The organism is Curtobacterium sp. Arg-1, from assembly GCF_025643395.1.
Taxonomy (GTDB): Bacteria; Actinomycetota; Actinomycetes; order Actinomycetales; family Microbacteriaceae; genus Curtobacterium; species Curtobacterium poinsettiae.
This window is the reverse complement of the sequence record NZ_CP095731.1, coordinates 1,212,249-1,225,918: the sequence shown is the minus strand read 5'-3', so window position 1 is coordinate 1,225,918 and position 13,670 is coordinate 1,212,249. Positions and strand designations below refer to the sequence as shown.

The following is a 13,670-nucleotide window of genomic DNA, read 5'->3' as shown; positions in this document are numbered from 1 at the left end:
CTGCGTCAGTGCGTGAGCGGCCCGCCGAGGCGGTCCGGTCTGCGTCAGTGCGTGGCCGCGCGGGCCAGGTCGACGACCGCCTGCACGGTCTGGTCGAAGTCGAGGTCGGTGGAGTCGAGCGTCGTGACGCCGTCGGCGGCGTTCATGAAGTCGACGACCTTCGCGTCCGCCGCGTCGCGACGAGCGAGTGCTGCGGAGGTCTCGGCGGCCGACTGGGTCGTGACCTCTGCCGAGCGTCGGGCCATTCTAACGGACTCGTCGGCCGTCAGCAGGATCCGGACTTCGGCGTCGGGTGCGACGACCGTGGTGATGTCCCGGCCCTCGGTGATGATGCCCGGGGCGTCGGTCTTCCGCATGACGGTGCGGAACAGATGGACCAGGCGCTTCCGGGCGTCCGGGAGCTTCGCGATGTGGGCCACTGCACCGGTGACGTCGGGGGTACGGATGGCCTCGGTCACGTCGGTCTCCCCCACCTTGACGTAGTAGTCGTCGGGGTCGGTGCCGATGGCGTAGTCGAAGGTGTCCCAGCTCGCCAGGACCGCCGCGGCGTCGTCGAGGTCGACCCGCTGCTGCAGGGCGTGCCACGCGAGTGCACGGTAGGCGGCGCCGGTGTCCTGGTAGCCGTAGCCCAGGGCTCGGGCCGCCGCGCGGGAGACGCTCGACTTGCCGCTGCCGGCCGGACCGTCGACCGCGATGACGATCTTCGCCACGTAGGCGCCGTCGGCCAGACCGGACGGCATCGGGGCGCTGGTCGAACCGGGCTCCCCGCCGGGTTCGCCGAGGCCGCCGGCTGGACCACCGAGTGCGCCGCCGTCGCCGCTGCCGCTCAGCGGGCCGCCGGCGCCACCCTGGCCCGGGGTCGGGAGGCCGGAGTCGGGCCCGTCCGGTCCGCCCGTCACACCGGAGTCGTTCGTCGCTGCGTTCGTGTCGTCGTTCAGGCCCATGCTGCTGCGATCCTCCATCCGCGCCCCTCGAGTTCCTCGACGAGTCGCTGTTCCTGCTCGGGCAGCACCGACACCTCGACGATGCCGATCTGTGCGCCCGGTGAGTGCTCGAGGCGCATGTCCTCGAGGTTGATGCCGATCTCCCCGATGAACGTCAGGAGTGCGGCGATCTGCCCGGGGGTGTCGTCGACCAGGACGACCACCTGGGCGAAGCGCTTGGTGGTGCCGTGCTTGCCCGGCAGCCGTTCGACCCCGCGGTTGCCGTCGGCGATGGTCTCGGCGATGGTGCGCGGCGATCCGGCACCGTCCGGGTCGCCGAGCGCGTCGATCACGCGGGTCAGGTCGTCGCGCAGGTCGGTGAGCACCGGCCGGATGTGCCCGGCGTTCGCGCCGATGATCTGCACCCAGAGCCCGGGGTCGCTCGCGGCGATCCGGGTGACGTCGCGCACGCCGCCGCCGGCCAGGCCGAGCGACCCGTCGGGGGCATCGCGCAGGCGCGAGGCCATCAGCGTCGACACGAGCTGCGGCGCGTGCGAGACGTACGCCACGGCGAGGTCGTGCGACTCGGGGTCCATCGGCACCACGGTCGCGCCGACGTCCAGCGCGAGGTCCTCGACCACCGCAGCTCGCTGGTACGTGATGCCGTCGTGTCCCGCGATCACCCACGGGCGTCCGACGAACAGGTCGGCGCGGGCGGCGGTCGGACCGCTGCGCTCGCGTCCGGCCATCGGGTGCGACCCGATGTAGCGGGAGACGTCCGCGCCGGCCGCCACCAGGGCGGCGAGCGGCCCGGACTTCACGCTGGCGACGTCCGTCACCACGGCGTCGGGGTGGGCGGCGAGCTCACGCTCGACCACCGTCGCGACGACGTCCGGCGGCACCGCGACGACGACGAGCTCCGGCTGGTCGCCGGCTGCCGGCCGACGCCCGGCGCCGTAGTCCACGGCGAGCGCCAGCGCGGCGGGCGAGACGTCGTCGAGGACGACGTCCACACCCTTCTCACGCAGGGCCAGACCGATCGAGGCGCCGAGCAACCCGGCACCGACGACCCGGACCGGGCCGCGTAGACGGCGGTCGATGTCGGTCGGGGTCACGTCGGTCACCGGGCAAGCCTACCGATCGAGGCTCGGGCATCGGTCGATGCCCGAGCGTCGGGGTCGGTCAGTCCGCCGACTCGTCCTCGTACTCGTCGTCGTCCTGGTCGAGTGCGACGTCGCGGTCGTCACGAGCGGACGGCTTCGCGTCGCGGACGGTGCTGAGCAGCTTGCCGACCTCGACCGTGCCGAGCTCGCGCATCTTGCCCGGCGGCAGGCTGCCCAGGTGCAGCGGCCCGAACGACCGGCGGACGAGTTCGAGGACCGGGTGGTCGACGGCCTCGAGCATGCGTCGGACGATGCGGTTGCGGCCGGAGTGCAGGGTGATCTCGACGAGCGACTCACCCCGCGAGGACTCGAGCAGCCGCACCTTGTCGGCCTTGATCGGACCGTCCTCGAGCTCGACGCCCTCGGTCAGGCGCTGCACCACGGCGGGGTTCACGTTGCCGTGGACCTTCGCGATGTACGTCTTCTGCACGCCGAACGACGGGTGCGCCAGCACGTGCGCCAGGTCGCCGTCGTTCGTCAGGACGAGCAGCCCGGAGGTCTCGGCGTCGAGACGGCCGACGTTGAACAGGCGCTCCTCGTAGCGGTCCACGAACTCGGTCAGGTCGCGGCGCCCGCGCTCGTCCTGCAGGCTCGAGACGACGCCGGTCGGCTTGTTCAGCACGATGTAGCGCCGAGACGAGTCGATCTGCACCGGCACACCGTCGACGCTGATCGCGTCCTTCTCGGGGTCGACGCGACGCCCGAGGGCGTCCACGACCTCGCCGTTGACCGTCACGCGGCCCTCGACGATCAGGTTCTCCGCGACCCGGCGGGATGCCACGCCGGCAGCGGCGATCACCTTCTGCAGGCGCTCGCCCTCTGCCTGGAGGCCCGGCTCGGCCCCGGCAGGCGCCGTTCCGTCCGCCGCGTCCCAGTCCTCGATGATCGGCCGTTCGGGCGTGCCCTCGGCCGGGTTGCCCCGGTCGTCGCGCTGCCCGCTCGGCTTCGGCGTGGTGCGGTCGCTGTTGCGGACGCTCGTGGTGCCGCCGACGTAGCGGCGGCCGTTGTGCCAGACGCGGCTCTGCTGGCCGTCGGGGGTGCGGCGGTCGTCGCGGCCGCGGTCGTCCCGACGGTCGTCACGGGGTGCCGACCTGGTGCGGTCGTCACGGCCGCGGTAGCCACCACGGTCGTCACGCGGTGCCGAAGGCCCACGGTCGTCACGACCCCGGTACCCACCACGGTCGTCACGCGGAGCGGAGTTGCCGCGGTACCCACCGCGGTCGCCGCCACCGGATCGGTCGTCGCGACCCCGGTACCCGCCGCGGTCGTCACGTGGAGCCGGAGCCCCGCGGTCGTCACGGCCGCGGTAGCCACCACGGTCGTCACGCGGAGCCGCGCTCCCGCGGTCGTCGCGACCCCGGTAGCCGCCGCGGTCGTCACGCGGAGCGGAGTTGCCCCGGTACCCACCACGGTCATCGCGCGGAGCCGAAGCGCCACGGTCGTCACGGCCCCGGTAGCCACCACGGTCGTCACGCGGAGCGGAGTTGCCGCGGTACCCACCGCGGTCGCCGCCACCGGAACGGTCGTCACGACCCCGGTAGCCGCCGCGGTCGTCACGCGGAGCGGACGCACCACGGTCGTCACGGCCGCGGTAGCCACCACGATCGTCGCGAGGAGCCGAAGCCCCGCGGTACCCACCACGGTCGCCGCCACCGGAACGGTCATCGCGGCCCCGGTAGCCACCACGGTCATCGCGCGGTGCCGAAGCCCCGCGGTACCCACCACGGTCGCCACCACGGTCGTCACGCGGAGCCGAAGCCCCGCGGTACCCACCACGGTCACCACCACGGTCGTCACGCGGAGCCGAAGCCCCGCGGTACCCACCACGGTCGTCACGCGACGGGTACCCGCCACGACGGTCGTCGTCCCGCGGCGGGCGTGCGCCCCCACGGTCGTCGCGACCGTACCCGCCGGAGCGGCCACCGGCACCGGAGCCGGCCCCGCCGCGTCCGCCGGACGGGGGGCCGGAGCGATCCGGGCCTCCTGAGCGTCCGTTGCGGTCGTCTCGGTCTCGGGGCGCGCCGCGCCCCCGGTCGTCAAACCCTGCCATCGGGGATCCTTTCGTTCTGCTCGAAGCCGTCCGCACCGTCGTCCAGGAGGGGCGAGATGAGCGGCAGCTCGTCGAGCGAGTTGATGCCGAGCTGCTGCAGGAGCAGGTCGGACGTGACGTAGTTGATGGCGCCGGTCTCGGCGTCGGTGAACGACTCCTCGATGAGGCCGCGTGCCACCAGGGTCCGGACGACGCCGTCGACGTTGACGGCGCGGATCGCAGCGATCTGCGATCGGGTGATCGGCTGCTTGTAGGCGACGACCGCCAGGGTCTCGAGTGCGGCCTGCGACAGCCGCGAGGGGCGCTCGGCCTCGACGAACTGCTCGACCACGGGGTCCAGGTCGGCGCGGACGTAGAAGCGCCAGCCGCCCCCGACCTCGCGCAGTTCGAAGCCACGGCGGATCGTGCCGTCGACACCGTCGAAGTCCGCGACCAGGCGTTCGATCGCCTGGCGCACGGCGGGGACGGGCGAACCGACGGCGGCACCGAGCGCGACGAGCGACTGGGGCTCGTCCGCGATCATCAGGATGGCCTCGAGCTGGCGGTCGAGCGGGATGGCGGGGTGGGCCGGCGATGCAGCGTGTTCGGCGTGGTCGTGGATCTCGTGCTCGATCGCGCGGGCGTCGGCCATCTCGTCGGCGCCGCCGGGTTCGGCGCTGGACGTGTCGTGCACGTCATCCGTCATAGTCGGCTCCCAGGTTCGCGAGGCTCTCGTCGGACCAGTCCTCGGCGGTCCACCGCAGTGTCAGCTCCCCGAGCGGCTCGAGCTGCTCGAACGAGATCGACGCGTTCCGGTACAGCTCGAGGATCGCGAGGAAGCGAGCCACCACGATACCGGTCTGGTCGACGCCCGCGACCAGTTCGCGGAACGAGACACCCTCACCATCACGGGTGCGGAGGATCGAGACGACGATCGCGGCCTGCTCACGGATGCTGATGAGCGGCGCGTGCAGGTGGTCGAGGCCGACGGTCGGGATCTCCCGCGGGGCGAAGGCGAGCGTGGCGAGGGCGGCGAAGTCCTGCACGGACAGGGTCCAGACGAGCTCCGGCGTCCGCGCGCGGAACCGCTCCTCGAGCCGGACGCTGCGGACGTGCCGGCGCGACTCGATGCCCCACCGCTCCCCGAACCAGTCGGCGGCCTGCTTGAACGCCCGGTACTGCAGCAGTCGGGCGAACAGCAGGTCGCGGGCTTCGAGCAGGGCGACGTCCTCGGCGTCCACGAGCTCACCCTGCGGCAGCAGCCCGACGATCTTCAGGTCGAGCAGGGTCGCCGCGACGACCAGGAACTCGCTGGCCTCGTCGAGCTCGTCGGCGGACTCGGCCTGCCGGACGTACTGGATGAACTCCCCCGTCACGGCACCGAGCGAGACCTCGGTGATGTCGAGCTCGTGCTTCGTGATGAGCGACAGCAGGAGGTCGAACGGTCCGTCGAAGTTGGTGAGCCGGACCCGGAACCCCGGCTCAGGCGACGGCGCCACGCTGGACGAGCTCTCGTGCGAGCTGCCGGTAGGCGTGGGCGGCAGGGTGGTCCGGCGCGGTCTGCGTGATCGGTCGTGCGGACACCGTGGCGTCCGGGAACTTCACGGTGCGGCCGATGACGGTGTCGAGCACGCGGTCGTCGAAGGTGTCGACGACCCGCTCCATGACCTCGCGCGAGTGCAGCGTGCGCGAGTCGTACATGGTCGCCAGGATGCCGTCGAGCTTGAGCGCCGGGTTGAGGCGGTCGCGCACCTTGTCGATCGTCTCGATGAGCAGCGCGACACCGCGGAGCGCGAAGAACTCGCACTCGAGCGGGATGAGCACGCCGTGTGCAGCGGTCAGGGCGTTCACGGTGAGCAGGCCGAGCGACGGCTGGCAGTCGACCAGGATCACGTCGTAGTCGTTCGCGACCTTGCGCAGCACGCTCGCCAGGATCTGCTCGCGGGCGACCTCGTTGACCAGGTGCACCTCGGCCGCGGACAGGTCGATGTTCGCCGGGATGACGTCGAGGCCGGGGGTGTTCGTCGGCTGGATGACCTGGTTCGGGTCCTTCACGGCACCCATGAGCAGGTCGTAGACGGTGTGGATGTCGTGGGTGCGGACACCGAGGCCGGCAGACAGCGCACCCTGCGGGTCGAAGTCCACGGCGAGCACCTTGCGGCCGTACTCCGCGAGCGCGGCACCCAGGTTGATGGCGGTCGTGGTCTTGCCGACGCCGCCCTTCTGGTTGCAGAGCGCGATGATGCGGGCGGGTCCGGTGCTGTCGAGCTCCTCGGGCACGGGGAAGTCCCGGACGGGACGCCCCGTCGGACCGTGGGTGGTCGCGCCGGTGGGGTTGGTCGTCGGGTTCGGGCTCACCCCGTCATCGTACCGGCGACGTCGGGGTGGGCCGGGTCGCACCGCCGCACTGCTGCTCGTCAGGCAGCGCGCAGGGCGACGCGCATGCTGTCGACCCGCTCCGCGATCACGGGGTCGGCCGACCACCGCTGCTGCAGCCGGCCGACGAGCTCGCCGACCTGCTCGCGGTCGAGCCCCGGGTGCAGCGCCAGGCCCACCGTCAGCTCCGGTCCGGCGAACCGGCCGACCGGGTCGCCCGGCGCGAGTTCGACACGGGCCACGCTGGGCTCCCCTTCGACCGAGGCCGCGAAGGCACGGGCCACCTCGGGGTCCTCGAAGCACGGGGTCCAGGGCAGGTCCTGCCCGAGTGCCCACACCGCCGGACGACGCAGCACGAACTCGGTCGGCGACTTCGGGTCGAGCACGACGAGCTGGGTGTCCTCGCTCGCCGCGGCCATCGCCACGCGGCGGGACTCCACCGGCACGGGGCGCGCGTCCGGGTCCCACGCGTGCACGGCGTCGACCGAGGTGAACGCGGGCATCACGCTGCGACCGTCGGGGCCGGCGACCGTCACGATCGAGAGTTCCTGGGTCTTGTCGACGAGCTTGCCCGCGTCGGTCTCCCCCACGTCGCCGGCCTCGGCGATGAGCGGGATGAGCAGGCGGGCGGAACGGAGCGCATCGACGATCGCGGCCTGGGACGCACCGTCGGCGAGTGAGCCGATGGCCGCGACCACCGCGGGGTCGGCGAGTCCGTCGTCGTCCGCGAAGGCGGTGTCGTGGTGGTCGAACGTGCGGCCTTCCCACGAGAACCCCGCCGAGTCCGCCGCCCCACCCGGGGTGTGCGCGTCGTCGGTCTCCGGCCCGGTGCCACGACCGTTCGAGATGCCCGCCACGGCGTTACTCCGAGGCGATGTCGAGAGCGGCCGGCAGCGTGAACGCCCCGGAGTACAGCGCCTTGCCGATGATCGCGCCTTCGAGCCCGTACGGCACGAGTTCGCGGAGCGCCCGGAGGTCGTCGAGGGTGGAGATCCCGCCCGAGGCCACCACGGGCTGGTCGGTCCGGTCGCACACCTGGCGGAGCAGTTCGACGTTCGGGCCCTGCAGCGTGCCGTCCTTCGTGACGTCGGTCACCACGTAGCGGGCGCACCCGGCGGCTTCGAGGCGGTCGAGCACCTCCCACAGGTCACCGGCATCCTCGGTCCAGCCGCGGCTCGACAGCGTGGTGCCGCGGACGTCCAGCCCGACGGCGATCTGCTCGCCGTACTCGCCGATCACCCGCGCGGCCCAGTCGGGGTTCTCGAGCGCTGCGGTGCCGAGGTTCACGCGCGCCGCACCGGTCGCCAGGGCCGCTTCGAGCGAGGCGTCGTCGCGGATGCCGCCGGAGAGTTCGACGGAGACCCCCTCGACCTCGCGGATCGCGTGCGCGATCACCCGGCGGTTGTCGCCACGGCCGAAGGCGGCGTCGAGGTCGACGAGGTGGATCCACTCCGCGCCCTGGTCACGCCAGGTGCGGGCAGCGGCGACGGGGTCGCCGTAGCCGGTCTCGCTGCCCGCCTCGCCCTGGGTGAGTCGCACGGCCTGTCCGTCGACGACGTCGACGGCCGGCAGCAGGACGAGGGGCGGGGTGTCGGTGAGGTCGGTCATGGTCCTGTCGGTTTCGTTGCGGTGGAGAAGGGGCTGCGGACAGCCGGGAGGCCCGGGGCGCGTCCGGCACGGCCGTCGCGCCCGGTGCAGGCCGGGTTCAGAGCGAGCGGACCCAGTTGGAGAGCAGGCGGATGCCCGGCTCGCCGGACTTCTCGGGGTGGAACTGCGTGGCGGTGAGCGGTCCGTTCTCGACCGCGGCGATGAACGGCTGCCCGTGCTCGGCCCAGGTCAGGCGGGGCGCACGGAACGGCCCGTACGCCTCGAGCGGGAAGTCGGTCACGCCGTAGGAGTGCACGAAGTAGAAGCGCTCGTCGTGCAGGCCGTCGAACAGCACGGAGTCCTCGGGCGCCTGCACGGTGTTCCAGCCCATGTGCGGGAGCACCTCGGCCTGGATCTCCTGCACGGTGCCGGGCCACTGGCCGAGCCCTTCGACGTCGGCACCACGCTCGATGCCCCGCGAGAACAGGACCTGCATGCCGACGCAGATGCCGAGCACCGGGCGCCCGCCTGCCAGGCGGTGGTCGACGATCTCGCCGCCCTGCACGCCCTCGAGCTGGTCGATGACAGCCGCGAACGCCCCGACACCGGGGACGAGCAGGCCGTCAGCCTTGAGCGCCGCCTGCTTGTCCGAGGTCAGGGTGACGTCAGCCCCGGCGCGCTCGAGCGCCTTGGCGGCGGAGTGGACGTTGCCCGACCCGTAGTCGAGGACGACGACGTTCGGCTTGGCGGCGGTCACAGGGCGCCCTTCGTGGACGGGATGCCGTCGACGCGCGGGTCCAGCTCGACCGCCTTGCGCATGGCCCGGGCGAACGCCTTGAACTCGGCTTCGGCGATGTGGTGGGGGTCGCGGCCCTCGAGCACGCGGACGTGGACGGTGATGCCGGCGTTGAACGTGATCGCCTCGAACACGTGACGGACCATCGAGCCGGTGAAGTGGCCGCCGATGCGGTGGAACTCGAAGCCCGCGGGCTCGCCGGAGTGCACCAGGAACGGACGCCCGGAGACGTCGACGACGGCCTGGGCCAGCGCTTCGTCCAACGGGACCAGGGCATCGCCGTACCGGCCGATGCCGGACCGGTCGCCGAGGGCCTGCTTGATCGCCTGTCCGAGCACGATGCCGGTGTCCTCGACCGTGTGGTGCACGTCGATGTCGGTGTCACCCGTGGAGCGCACGCGCAGGTCGATCAGGGAGTGCTTGCTGAACGCGGTCAGCATGTGGTCGAAGAACGGGACGGAGGTCGAGATCGACGAGGTCCCGGTGCCGTCCAGGTCGAGCTCGAGTTCGACACTCGATTCGCTCGTCGAACGGCTGATCGAGGCGGTGCGGGCGGTCATGCGTCAACCCTAACCGGCGGCTGCTCGGCGGCGACCTGCCGCATGGCGTCGAGGAACGCGGTCGTCTCGGCTTCGGTCCCCGCACTCACCCGCAGGTGGTTCGGGATGCCGAGGTCGCGCACGATGACGTCGCGCTCGAGCAGCGCCTCGAACGCAGCGTTCGGGTCGGCGACACCTCCGAAGAGGACGAAGTTCGACCAGGTCTCGTAGGTCCGGTACCCCATGGCCCGCAGCTCGGTGACCATGCGGTCGCGCTGCGCCTTGATGTCGTCGACCATCGCCAGCATCTCGGGGGCGTGCCGGAGTGCCGCGATCGCTGCCGCCTGCGTCAGCGCGGACAGGTGGTACGGCAGCCGGACCAACCGGACGGCGTCGACGACGGCGGGGTGCGCGGCCATGTACCCGACCCGGGCACCGGCGAACGCGAACGCCTTGCTCATCGTGCGGGACACCACCAGGCGCTCACGTCCGGGCAGCAGCGTGAGCGCGCTCGGAGCGTCGGACGGCATGAACTCGGCGTAGGCCTCGTCCACCATCACGATGCCGTCGGTCGCGTCGTAGGCGGCCGCGATCGCCTCGATGTCGAGCGGGGTGCCCGTCGGGTTGTTCGGCCCGCACAGGAACACGATGTCGGGCTTGTGGTCGCGGATGGCTGCGACGACGGTCTCGGGCGAGATGCGGAACTCGTCGTCCCGCTGGGCCGGGATCCACGTGGTGCCGGTACCCGACGCGAGGATCGAGTGCATCGAGTAGGTGGGTGGGAACCCGAGGACCGAGCGACCGGGCCCGCCGAACGCCTGCAGGAGCTGCTGCAACACCTCGTTCGACCCGTTCGCCGCCCAGAGCTGCTCGGCGCTCAGGTCGTGCCCGAGGTAGTCCGCCAGGGACTGGCGGAGCTCGGTGAACTCGCGATCCGGGTACCGGTTGACCGTCAGCAGGGCCTGCCTGATCGACTCGATGATGTCAGCGGCGACGTCGTCCGGAACGGGATGCGTGTTCTCGTTGACGTTCAGCTGCACGCGGACGTGCTTCTGCGGGGCGCCGTAGGGGCTCTGCCCGCGCAGGTCGTCTCGGATCGGGAGGTCTTCGAGCGTGAATGCCACCGATCCATCGTAGGCCGCTGTCACCGTGCGACGACCAGCCGTCTGGACGGGGCTGCCCGAGTGACTACTCGCCGTCGGTGTACTTGGTGGGGATGGAGAGCTCTTCGCCGGCCTGCAGCGCCGAACCGTCGAGCGCGTTGAGGCTGACGACGTCCTGCACGAAGTCGCGCGGGTCGGAGTCGGGGGCGGTCTGCTCGGCGAGCTGCCAGAGCGTCTCGCCCGGCTGGATCGTCACGGTCTCGAAGTGGGTGCGGGCGCCGCCGGCGGTGGCGTCACCGGCCGAGGCCTGTCCACCGTTCAGCACGCCGAGGGCGACGACGACGAGGAGCGGGATCGCGGCGAGCGTCGTGAACACGATGCGGCCGCGACGCGTCAGACGCAGGCGGGTACGCACGGCGGGCGCCGCGGTGCGCTGGATGTCAGCGATGGCGATGGTGCTCATGTCGTTCTTGCCTTCCCGTTCGGTGGAACCGAAGTCCTGTACCGAACATAGTTTCGAATCAGACGACGCACAAGTCCTGGGAGAGGATTTCTGCGGGGTTTTCTTGCGACACGCTCGAACAGGTGTTTGTCCGGCCCTGGCGGGTCGGATACTGTTTCGATCGACTGGGACAAGCCTGACGGGGACCACCGACATTCCCGCCGCGGCCGGACCGGCACCGACGAAAGCGAGACGACGTGGTGGACGAACTGCGGGGCCAGAAGCCGCTGACGCCGAAGCAGCAGGCGATCTTCGACGCGATCCGTGCGTCGATCGCCTCGCGGGGCTACCCGCCGAGCATGCGCGAGATCGGCGACGCCGCCGGGCTCTCCTCGCTCTCCAGCGTCTCCCACCAGCTCGGCCAGCTCGAGCTCGGTGGCTGGATCCGCCGCGACCCGAACCGCCCGCGTGCGCTCGAGGTCCTGGTTGACGAGCCGACCTCCGACGTCGGCGGCCCGGACATCGACGCCACGACGCTCGTGCCGCTCGTCGGCCGGATCGCCGCCGGTGTCCCGATCACCGCCGAGCAGCACGTCGACGAGATCATCCCGCTCCCCCGCCAGCTCGTCGGCACCGGCGAGCTCTTCATGCTCAAGGTCGTCGGCGAGTCGATGATCGACGCCGCGATCTGCGACGGCGACTGGGTCGTCGTCCGGTCGCAGCAGACCGCCGAGAACGGGGACATCGTCGCGGCCATGCTCGACGAAGAGGCGACCGTCAAGGTCTTCCGCCAGCGCGACGGCCACACGTGGCTGCTGCCTCGGAACTCCGCCTTCGAGCCGATCCTCGGCGACGCGGCCTCGGTGCTCGGCAAGGTCGTCGCGGTCCTCCGCTCCCTCTGACCACTGCTCGCGCCGCACCGGCGCGGGACGCCGTCGTCACCGTACGACGCCCCCTGCACGACGAAACGCCGCCGGATTCGGCGGCGTTTCGTGTGTTCCGGGGTGTCTCGGTGACACGACGGCGTCTGACGGACTCGTGACGGGCCTCCAGGCCGCGCGGCGGCGCTCACCAGCGCCAGCCGGCTGCCAGCGCCAGTCGGAGCCGGGGGTCAGACGGTCGGGACGGGCGTGACCACGTAGGGCTCGAGCTCGGTGACCTGCCGTTGGAAGACGCGCACCCGCAGGCGCGTGCCGTCCTCGACGTAGTCGACGGACTCGACCGAGCCGGTGTCGTGCAGCGACGACACCAGGTCACCGCGGTCGTACGGCACCACGATCGTCAGGTCCACGTCGGGCTCGGGCAGGCGGTCCTCGATGACGCTGAGGAGCTCCGGGATGCCCTCACCGGTGCGCGCCGAAACGAACACCGCGTCCGGCACGAGCCCGATGAGCACGAGGCGCTGCGCGTCGTCGATCAGGTCGGCCTTGTTGAACACGACGACCTCCGGGATGTCACCCGCACCGACGTCACCGATGACCTCGCGCACGGTGGACAGCTGCGCCCCGGGGTCGGGGTGCGAGCCGTCGACCACGTGCACGATGACGTCGGCGTCGCCGACCTCTTCGAGGGTGGAGCGGAAGGCCTCGACCAGCTGGTGCGGCAGGTTGCGCACGAAGCCGACGGTGTCGGCGAACGTGTACTCGCGGCCCTTGGTGCTCTCGGTCCGGCGGACCGTCGCGTCCAGCGTCGCGAACAGCTGGTTCTGCACGAGCACACCCGCGCTCGTCAGTCGGTTGAGCAGTGACGACTTGCCGGCGTTGGTGTAGCCCGCGATCGCGACGCTCGGCACCTCGTTGCGGTTGCGCTCAGCACGCTTGGCCTCACGGGCCGGGGTGAACCCGGCGATCTGCCGGCGGAGCTTCGCCATCCGCGTGTGGATCTTGCGGCGGTCGAGCTCCATCTTCGTCTCACCGGGGCCACGAGAGCCCATGCCAGCGCCTCCGGAGACCTGGCCACCGGCCTGCCGGGACATCGAGTCACCCCAACCGCGCAGTCGAGGCAGCAGGTACTGCAGCTGGGCGAGTTCGACCTGCGCCTTCCCCTCGCGGGTCTTCGCGTGCTGGCTGAAGATGTCGAGGATCACGGCCGTGCGGTCGATGACCTTCACCTTCACGACGTCCTCGAGCGCACGACGCTGCGAGGGTGCCAGTTCGGTGTCGGCGATGACGGTGTCGGCGCCGGTGGCCTTGACGACCATCGCGAGCTCCTGGGCTTTGCCCTTGCCCAGGTAGGTGGCCGGGTCCGGGTTCGGCCGGCGCTGGAGGAGCCCGTCGAGCACCACGGCACCCGCGGTCTCGGCGAGTGCCGCGAGCTCGCGGAGGGAGTTCTCGGCGTCCTGCGCGTCGCCCTGGGGGTACACGCCGATCAGGACGACCTGCTCGAGCCGCAGCTGGCGGTACTCGACCTCGGTGACGTCCTCGAGTTCGGTGGAGAGGCCGGCGACACGGCGCAGCGCCGCACGGTCCTCACGGTCGTACTGGTCGCCGTCGCCCGTCCAGCTGCGATCGTCGGTCGACCGCGTCTGGATCGCCTGGGCGGGCGCGAAGATGGACGATGCTGCACGGTGGTCTGCGTTGCGCAACACCCTCTCGACGACACCGTCTGCGCTGTCGTCGTTGGTCTGGTGGTTCTGCTGATGGGTATCCGTCATCCTGTGCACAGGCTACCTCCGCAGGCCCGTCGACACACTCGGTTGCCGGTACGGTTCAT

Annotated in this window: 14 protein-coding genes; 1 reads left to right on the top strand and 13 read right to left on the bottom strand. The window is 71.5% G+C overall.

Annotated features, from left to right (window positions below; all coding sequences use genetic code 11):
* Positions 1 to 44 precede the first annotated feature (44 nt).
* From cmk to MXD64_RS05815, 12 genes are all read right to left on the bottom strand, one after another.
* Entirely contained in the window at positions 45 to 740 is a 696-nt protein-coding gene (gene cmk, locus MXD64_RS05870) for a (d)CMP kinase (protein ID WP_263137439.1), read from the bottom strand.
* A 194-nt stretch (positions 741 to 934) separates the two neighbouring features.
* Positions 935 to 2,047, bottom strand: coding sequence for a prephenate dehydrogenase (locus MXD64_RS05865; protein WP_042538427.1), 1,113 nt, complete (start codon positions 2,045 to 2,047; stop codon positions 935 to 937).
* 58 nt (positions 2,048 to 2,105) lie between these two features.
* Positions 2,106 to 2,894: a pseudouridine synthase gene (locus tag MXD64_RS05860; RefSeq protein ID WP_228501111.1), complete on the bottom strand. Its 789-nt coding sequence runs from the start codon at positions 2,892 to 2,894 to the stop codon at positions 2,106 to 2,108.
* A gap of 1,228 nt (positions 2,895 to 4,122) precedes the next feature.
* Entirely contained in the window at positions 4,123 to 4,821 is a 699-nt protein-coding gene (gene scpB / locus MXD64_RS05855) for an SMC-Scp complex subunit ScpB (protein WP_259496364.1), read from the bottom strand.
* Positions 4,811 to 5,614, bottom strand: a complete 804-nt coding sequence (locus MXD64_RS05850; protein ID WP_017885899.1) for a segregation and condensation protein A — start codon at positions 5,612 to 5,614, stop codon at positions 4,811 to 4,813. Before MXD64_RS05850 ends, scpB begins: the two co-directional genes overlap by 11 nt.
* Complete coding sequence (locus MXD64_RS05845; RefSeq protein ID WP_017885900.1) at positions 5,598 to 6,473, bottom strand: ParA family protein; 876 nt, start codon at positions 6,471 to 6,473, stop codon at positions 5,598 to 5,600. Before MXD64_RS05845 ends, MXD64_RS05850 begins: the two co-directional genes overlap by 17 nt.
* 59 nt (positions 6,474 to 6,532) lie before the next feature.
* Positions 6,533 to 7,348: an SseB family protein gene (locus MXD64_RS05840; protein WP_017885901.1), complete on the bottom strand. Its 816-nt coding sequence runs from the start codon at positions 7,346 to 7,348 to the stop codon at positions 6,533 to 6,535.
* A gap of 4 nt (positions 7,349 to 7,352) precedes the next feature.
* Positions 7,353 to 8,099, bottom strand: coding sequence for a bifunctional 1-(5-phosphoribosyl)-5-((5-phosphoribosylamino)methylideneamino)imidazole-4-carboxamide isomerase/phosphoribosylanthranilate isomerase PriA (gene priA, locus MXD64_RS05835; protein ID WP_042538431.1), 747 nt, complete (start codon positions 8,097 to 8,099; stop codon positions 7,353 to 7,355).
* A gap of 97 nt (positions 8,100 to 8,196) precedes the next feature.
* Positions 8,197 to 8,835 (bottom strand): imidazole glycerol phosphate synthase subunit HisH, encoded by a 639-nt coding sequence (hisH, locus tag MXD64_RS05830; protein WP_017885903.1) that lies wholly within the window; start codon positions 8,833 to 8,835, stop codon positions 8,197 to 8,199.
* On the bottom strand, positions 8,832 to 9,434 hold the full coding sequence (hisB, locus tag MXD64_RS05825) for an imidazoleglycerol-phosphate dehydratase HisB (protein WP_027464776.1): 603 nt from the start codon (positions 9,432 to 9,434) through the stop codon (positions 8,832 to 8,834). The genes hisH and hisB overlap by 4 nt, the downstream gene beginning before the upstream one ends.
* On the bottom strand, positions 9,431 to 10,537 hold the full coding sequence (locus tag MXD64_RS05820; protein WP_056071254.1) for a histidinol-phosphate transaminase: 1,107 nt from the start codon (positions 10,535 to 10,537) through the stop codon (positions 9,431 to 9,433). Before MXD64_RS05820 ends, hisB begins: the two co-directional genes overlap by 4 nt.
* Positions 10,538 to 10,601: 64 nt before the next feature.
* Positions 10,602 to 10,979 (bottom strand): LysM peptidoglycan-binding domain-containing protein, encoded by a 378-nt coding sequence (locus MXD64_RS05815; RefSeq protein WP_056071257.1) that lies wholly within the window; start codon positions 10,977 to 10,979, stop codon positions 10,602 to 10,604.
* A gap of 236 nt (positions 10,980 to 11,215) precedes the next feature.
* Here MXD64_RS05815 and lexA point away from each other — a divergent pair, with 236 nt between their 5' ends.
* Positions 11,216 to 11,860, top strand: a complete 645-nt coding sequence (gene lexA / locus MXD64_RS05810; RefSeq protein WP_017885907.1) for a transcriptional repressor LexA — start codon at positions 11,216 to 11,218, stop codon at positions 11,858 to 11,860.
* A gap of 209 nt (positions 11,861 to 12,069) precedes the next feature.
* Here lexA and hflX read toward each other — a convergent pair whose 3' ends face one another.
* Complete coding sequence (gene hflX / locus MXD64_RS05805) at positions 12,070 to 13,611, bottom strand: GTPase HflX (RefSeq protein ID WP_056071260.1); 1,542 nt, start codon at positions 13,609 to 13,611, stop codon at positions 12,070 to 12,072.
* Between the last annotated feature and the right edge of the window lie 59 nt (positions 13,612 to 13,670).

Coding starts and splice junctions, on each gene's coding strand:
- scpB (WP_259496364.1), bottom strand. CDS start 4,821: ATGACGGATGACGTGCACGACACGTCCAGCGCCGAACCCGGCGGCGCC.
- hflX (WP_056071260.1), bottom strand. CDS start 13,611: ATGACGGATACCCATCAGCAGAACCACCAGACCAACGACGACAGCGCA.
- hisB (WP_027464776.1), bottom strand. CDS start 9,434: ATGACCGCCCGCACCGCCTCGATCAGCCGTTCGACGAGCGAATCGAGT.
- cmk (WP_263137439.1), bottom strand. CDS start 740: ATGCCGTCCGGTCTGGCCGACGGCGCCTACGTGGCGAAGATCGTCATC.
- MXD64_RS05815 (WP_056071257.1), bottom strand. CDS start 10,979: ATGAGCACCATCGCCATCGCTGACATCCAGCGCACCGCGGCGCCCGCC.
- priA (WP_042538431.1), bottom strand. CDS start 8,099: ATGACCGACCTCACCGACACCCCGCCCCTCGTCCTGCTGCCGGCCGTC.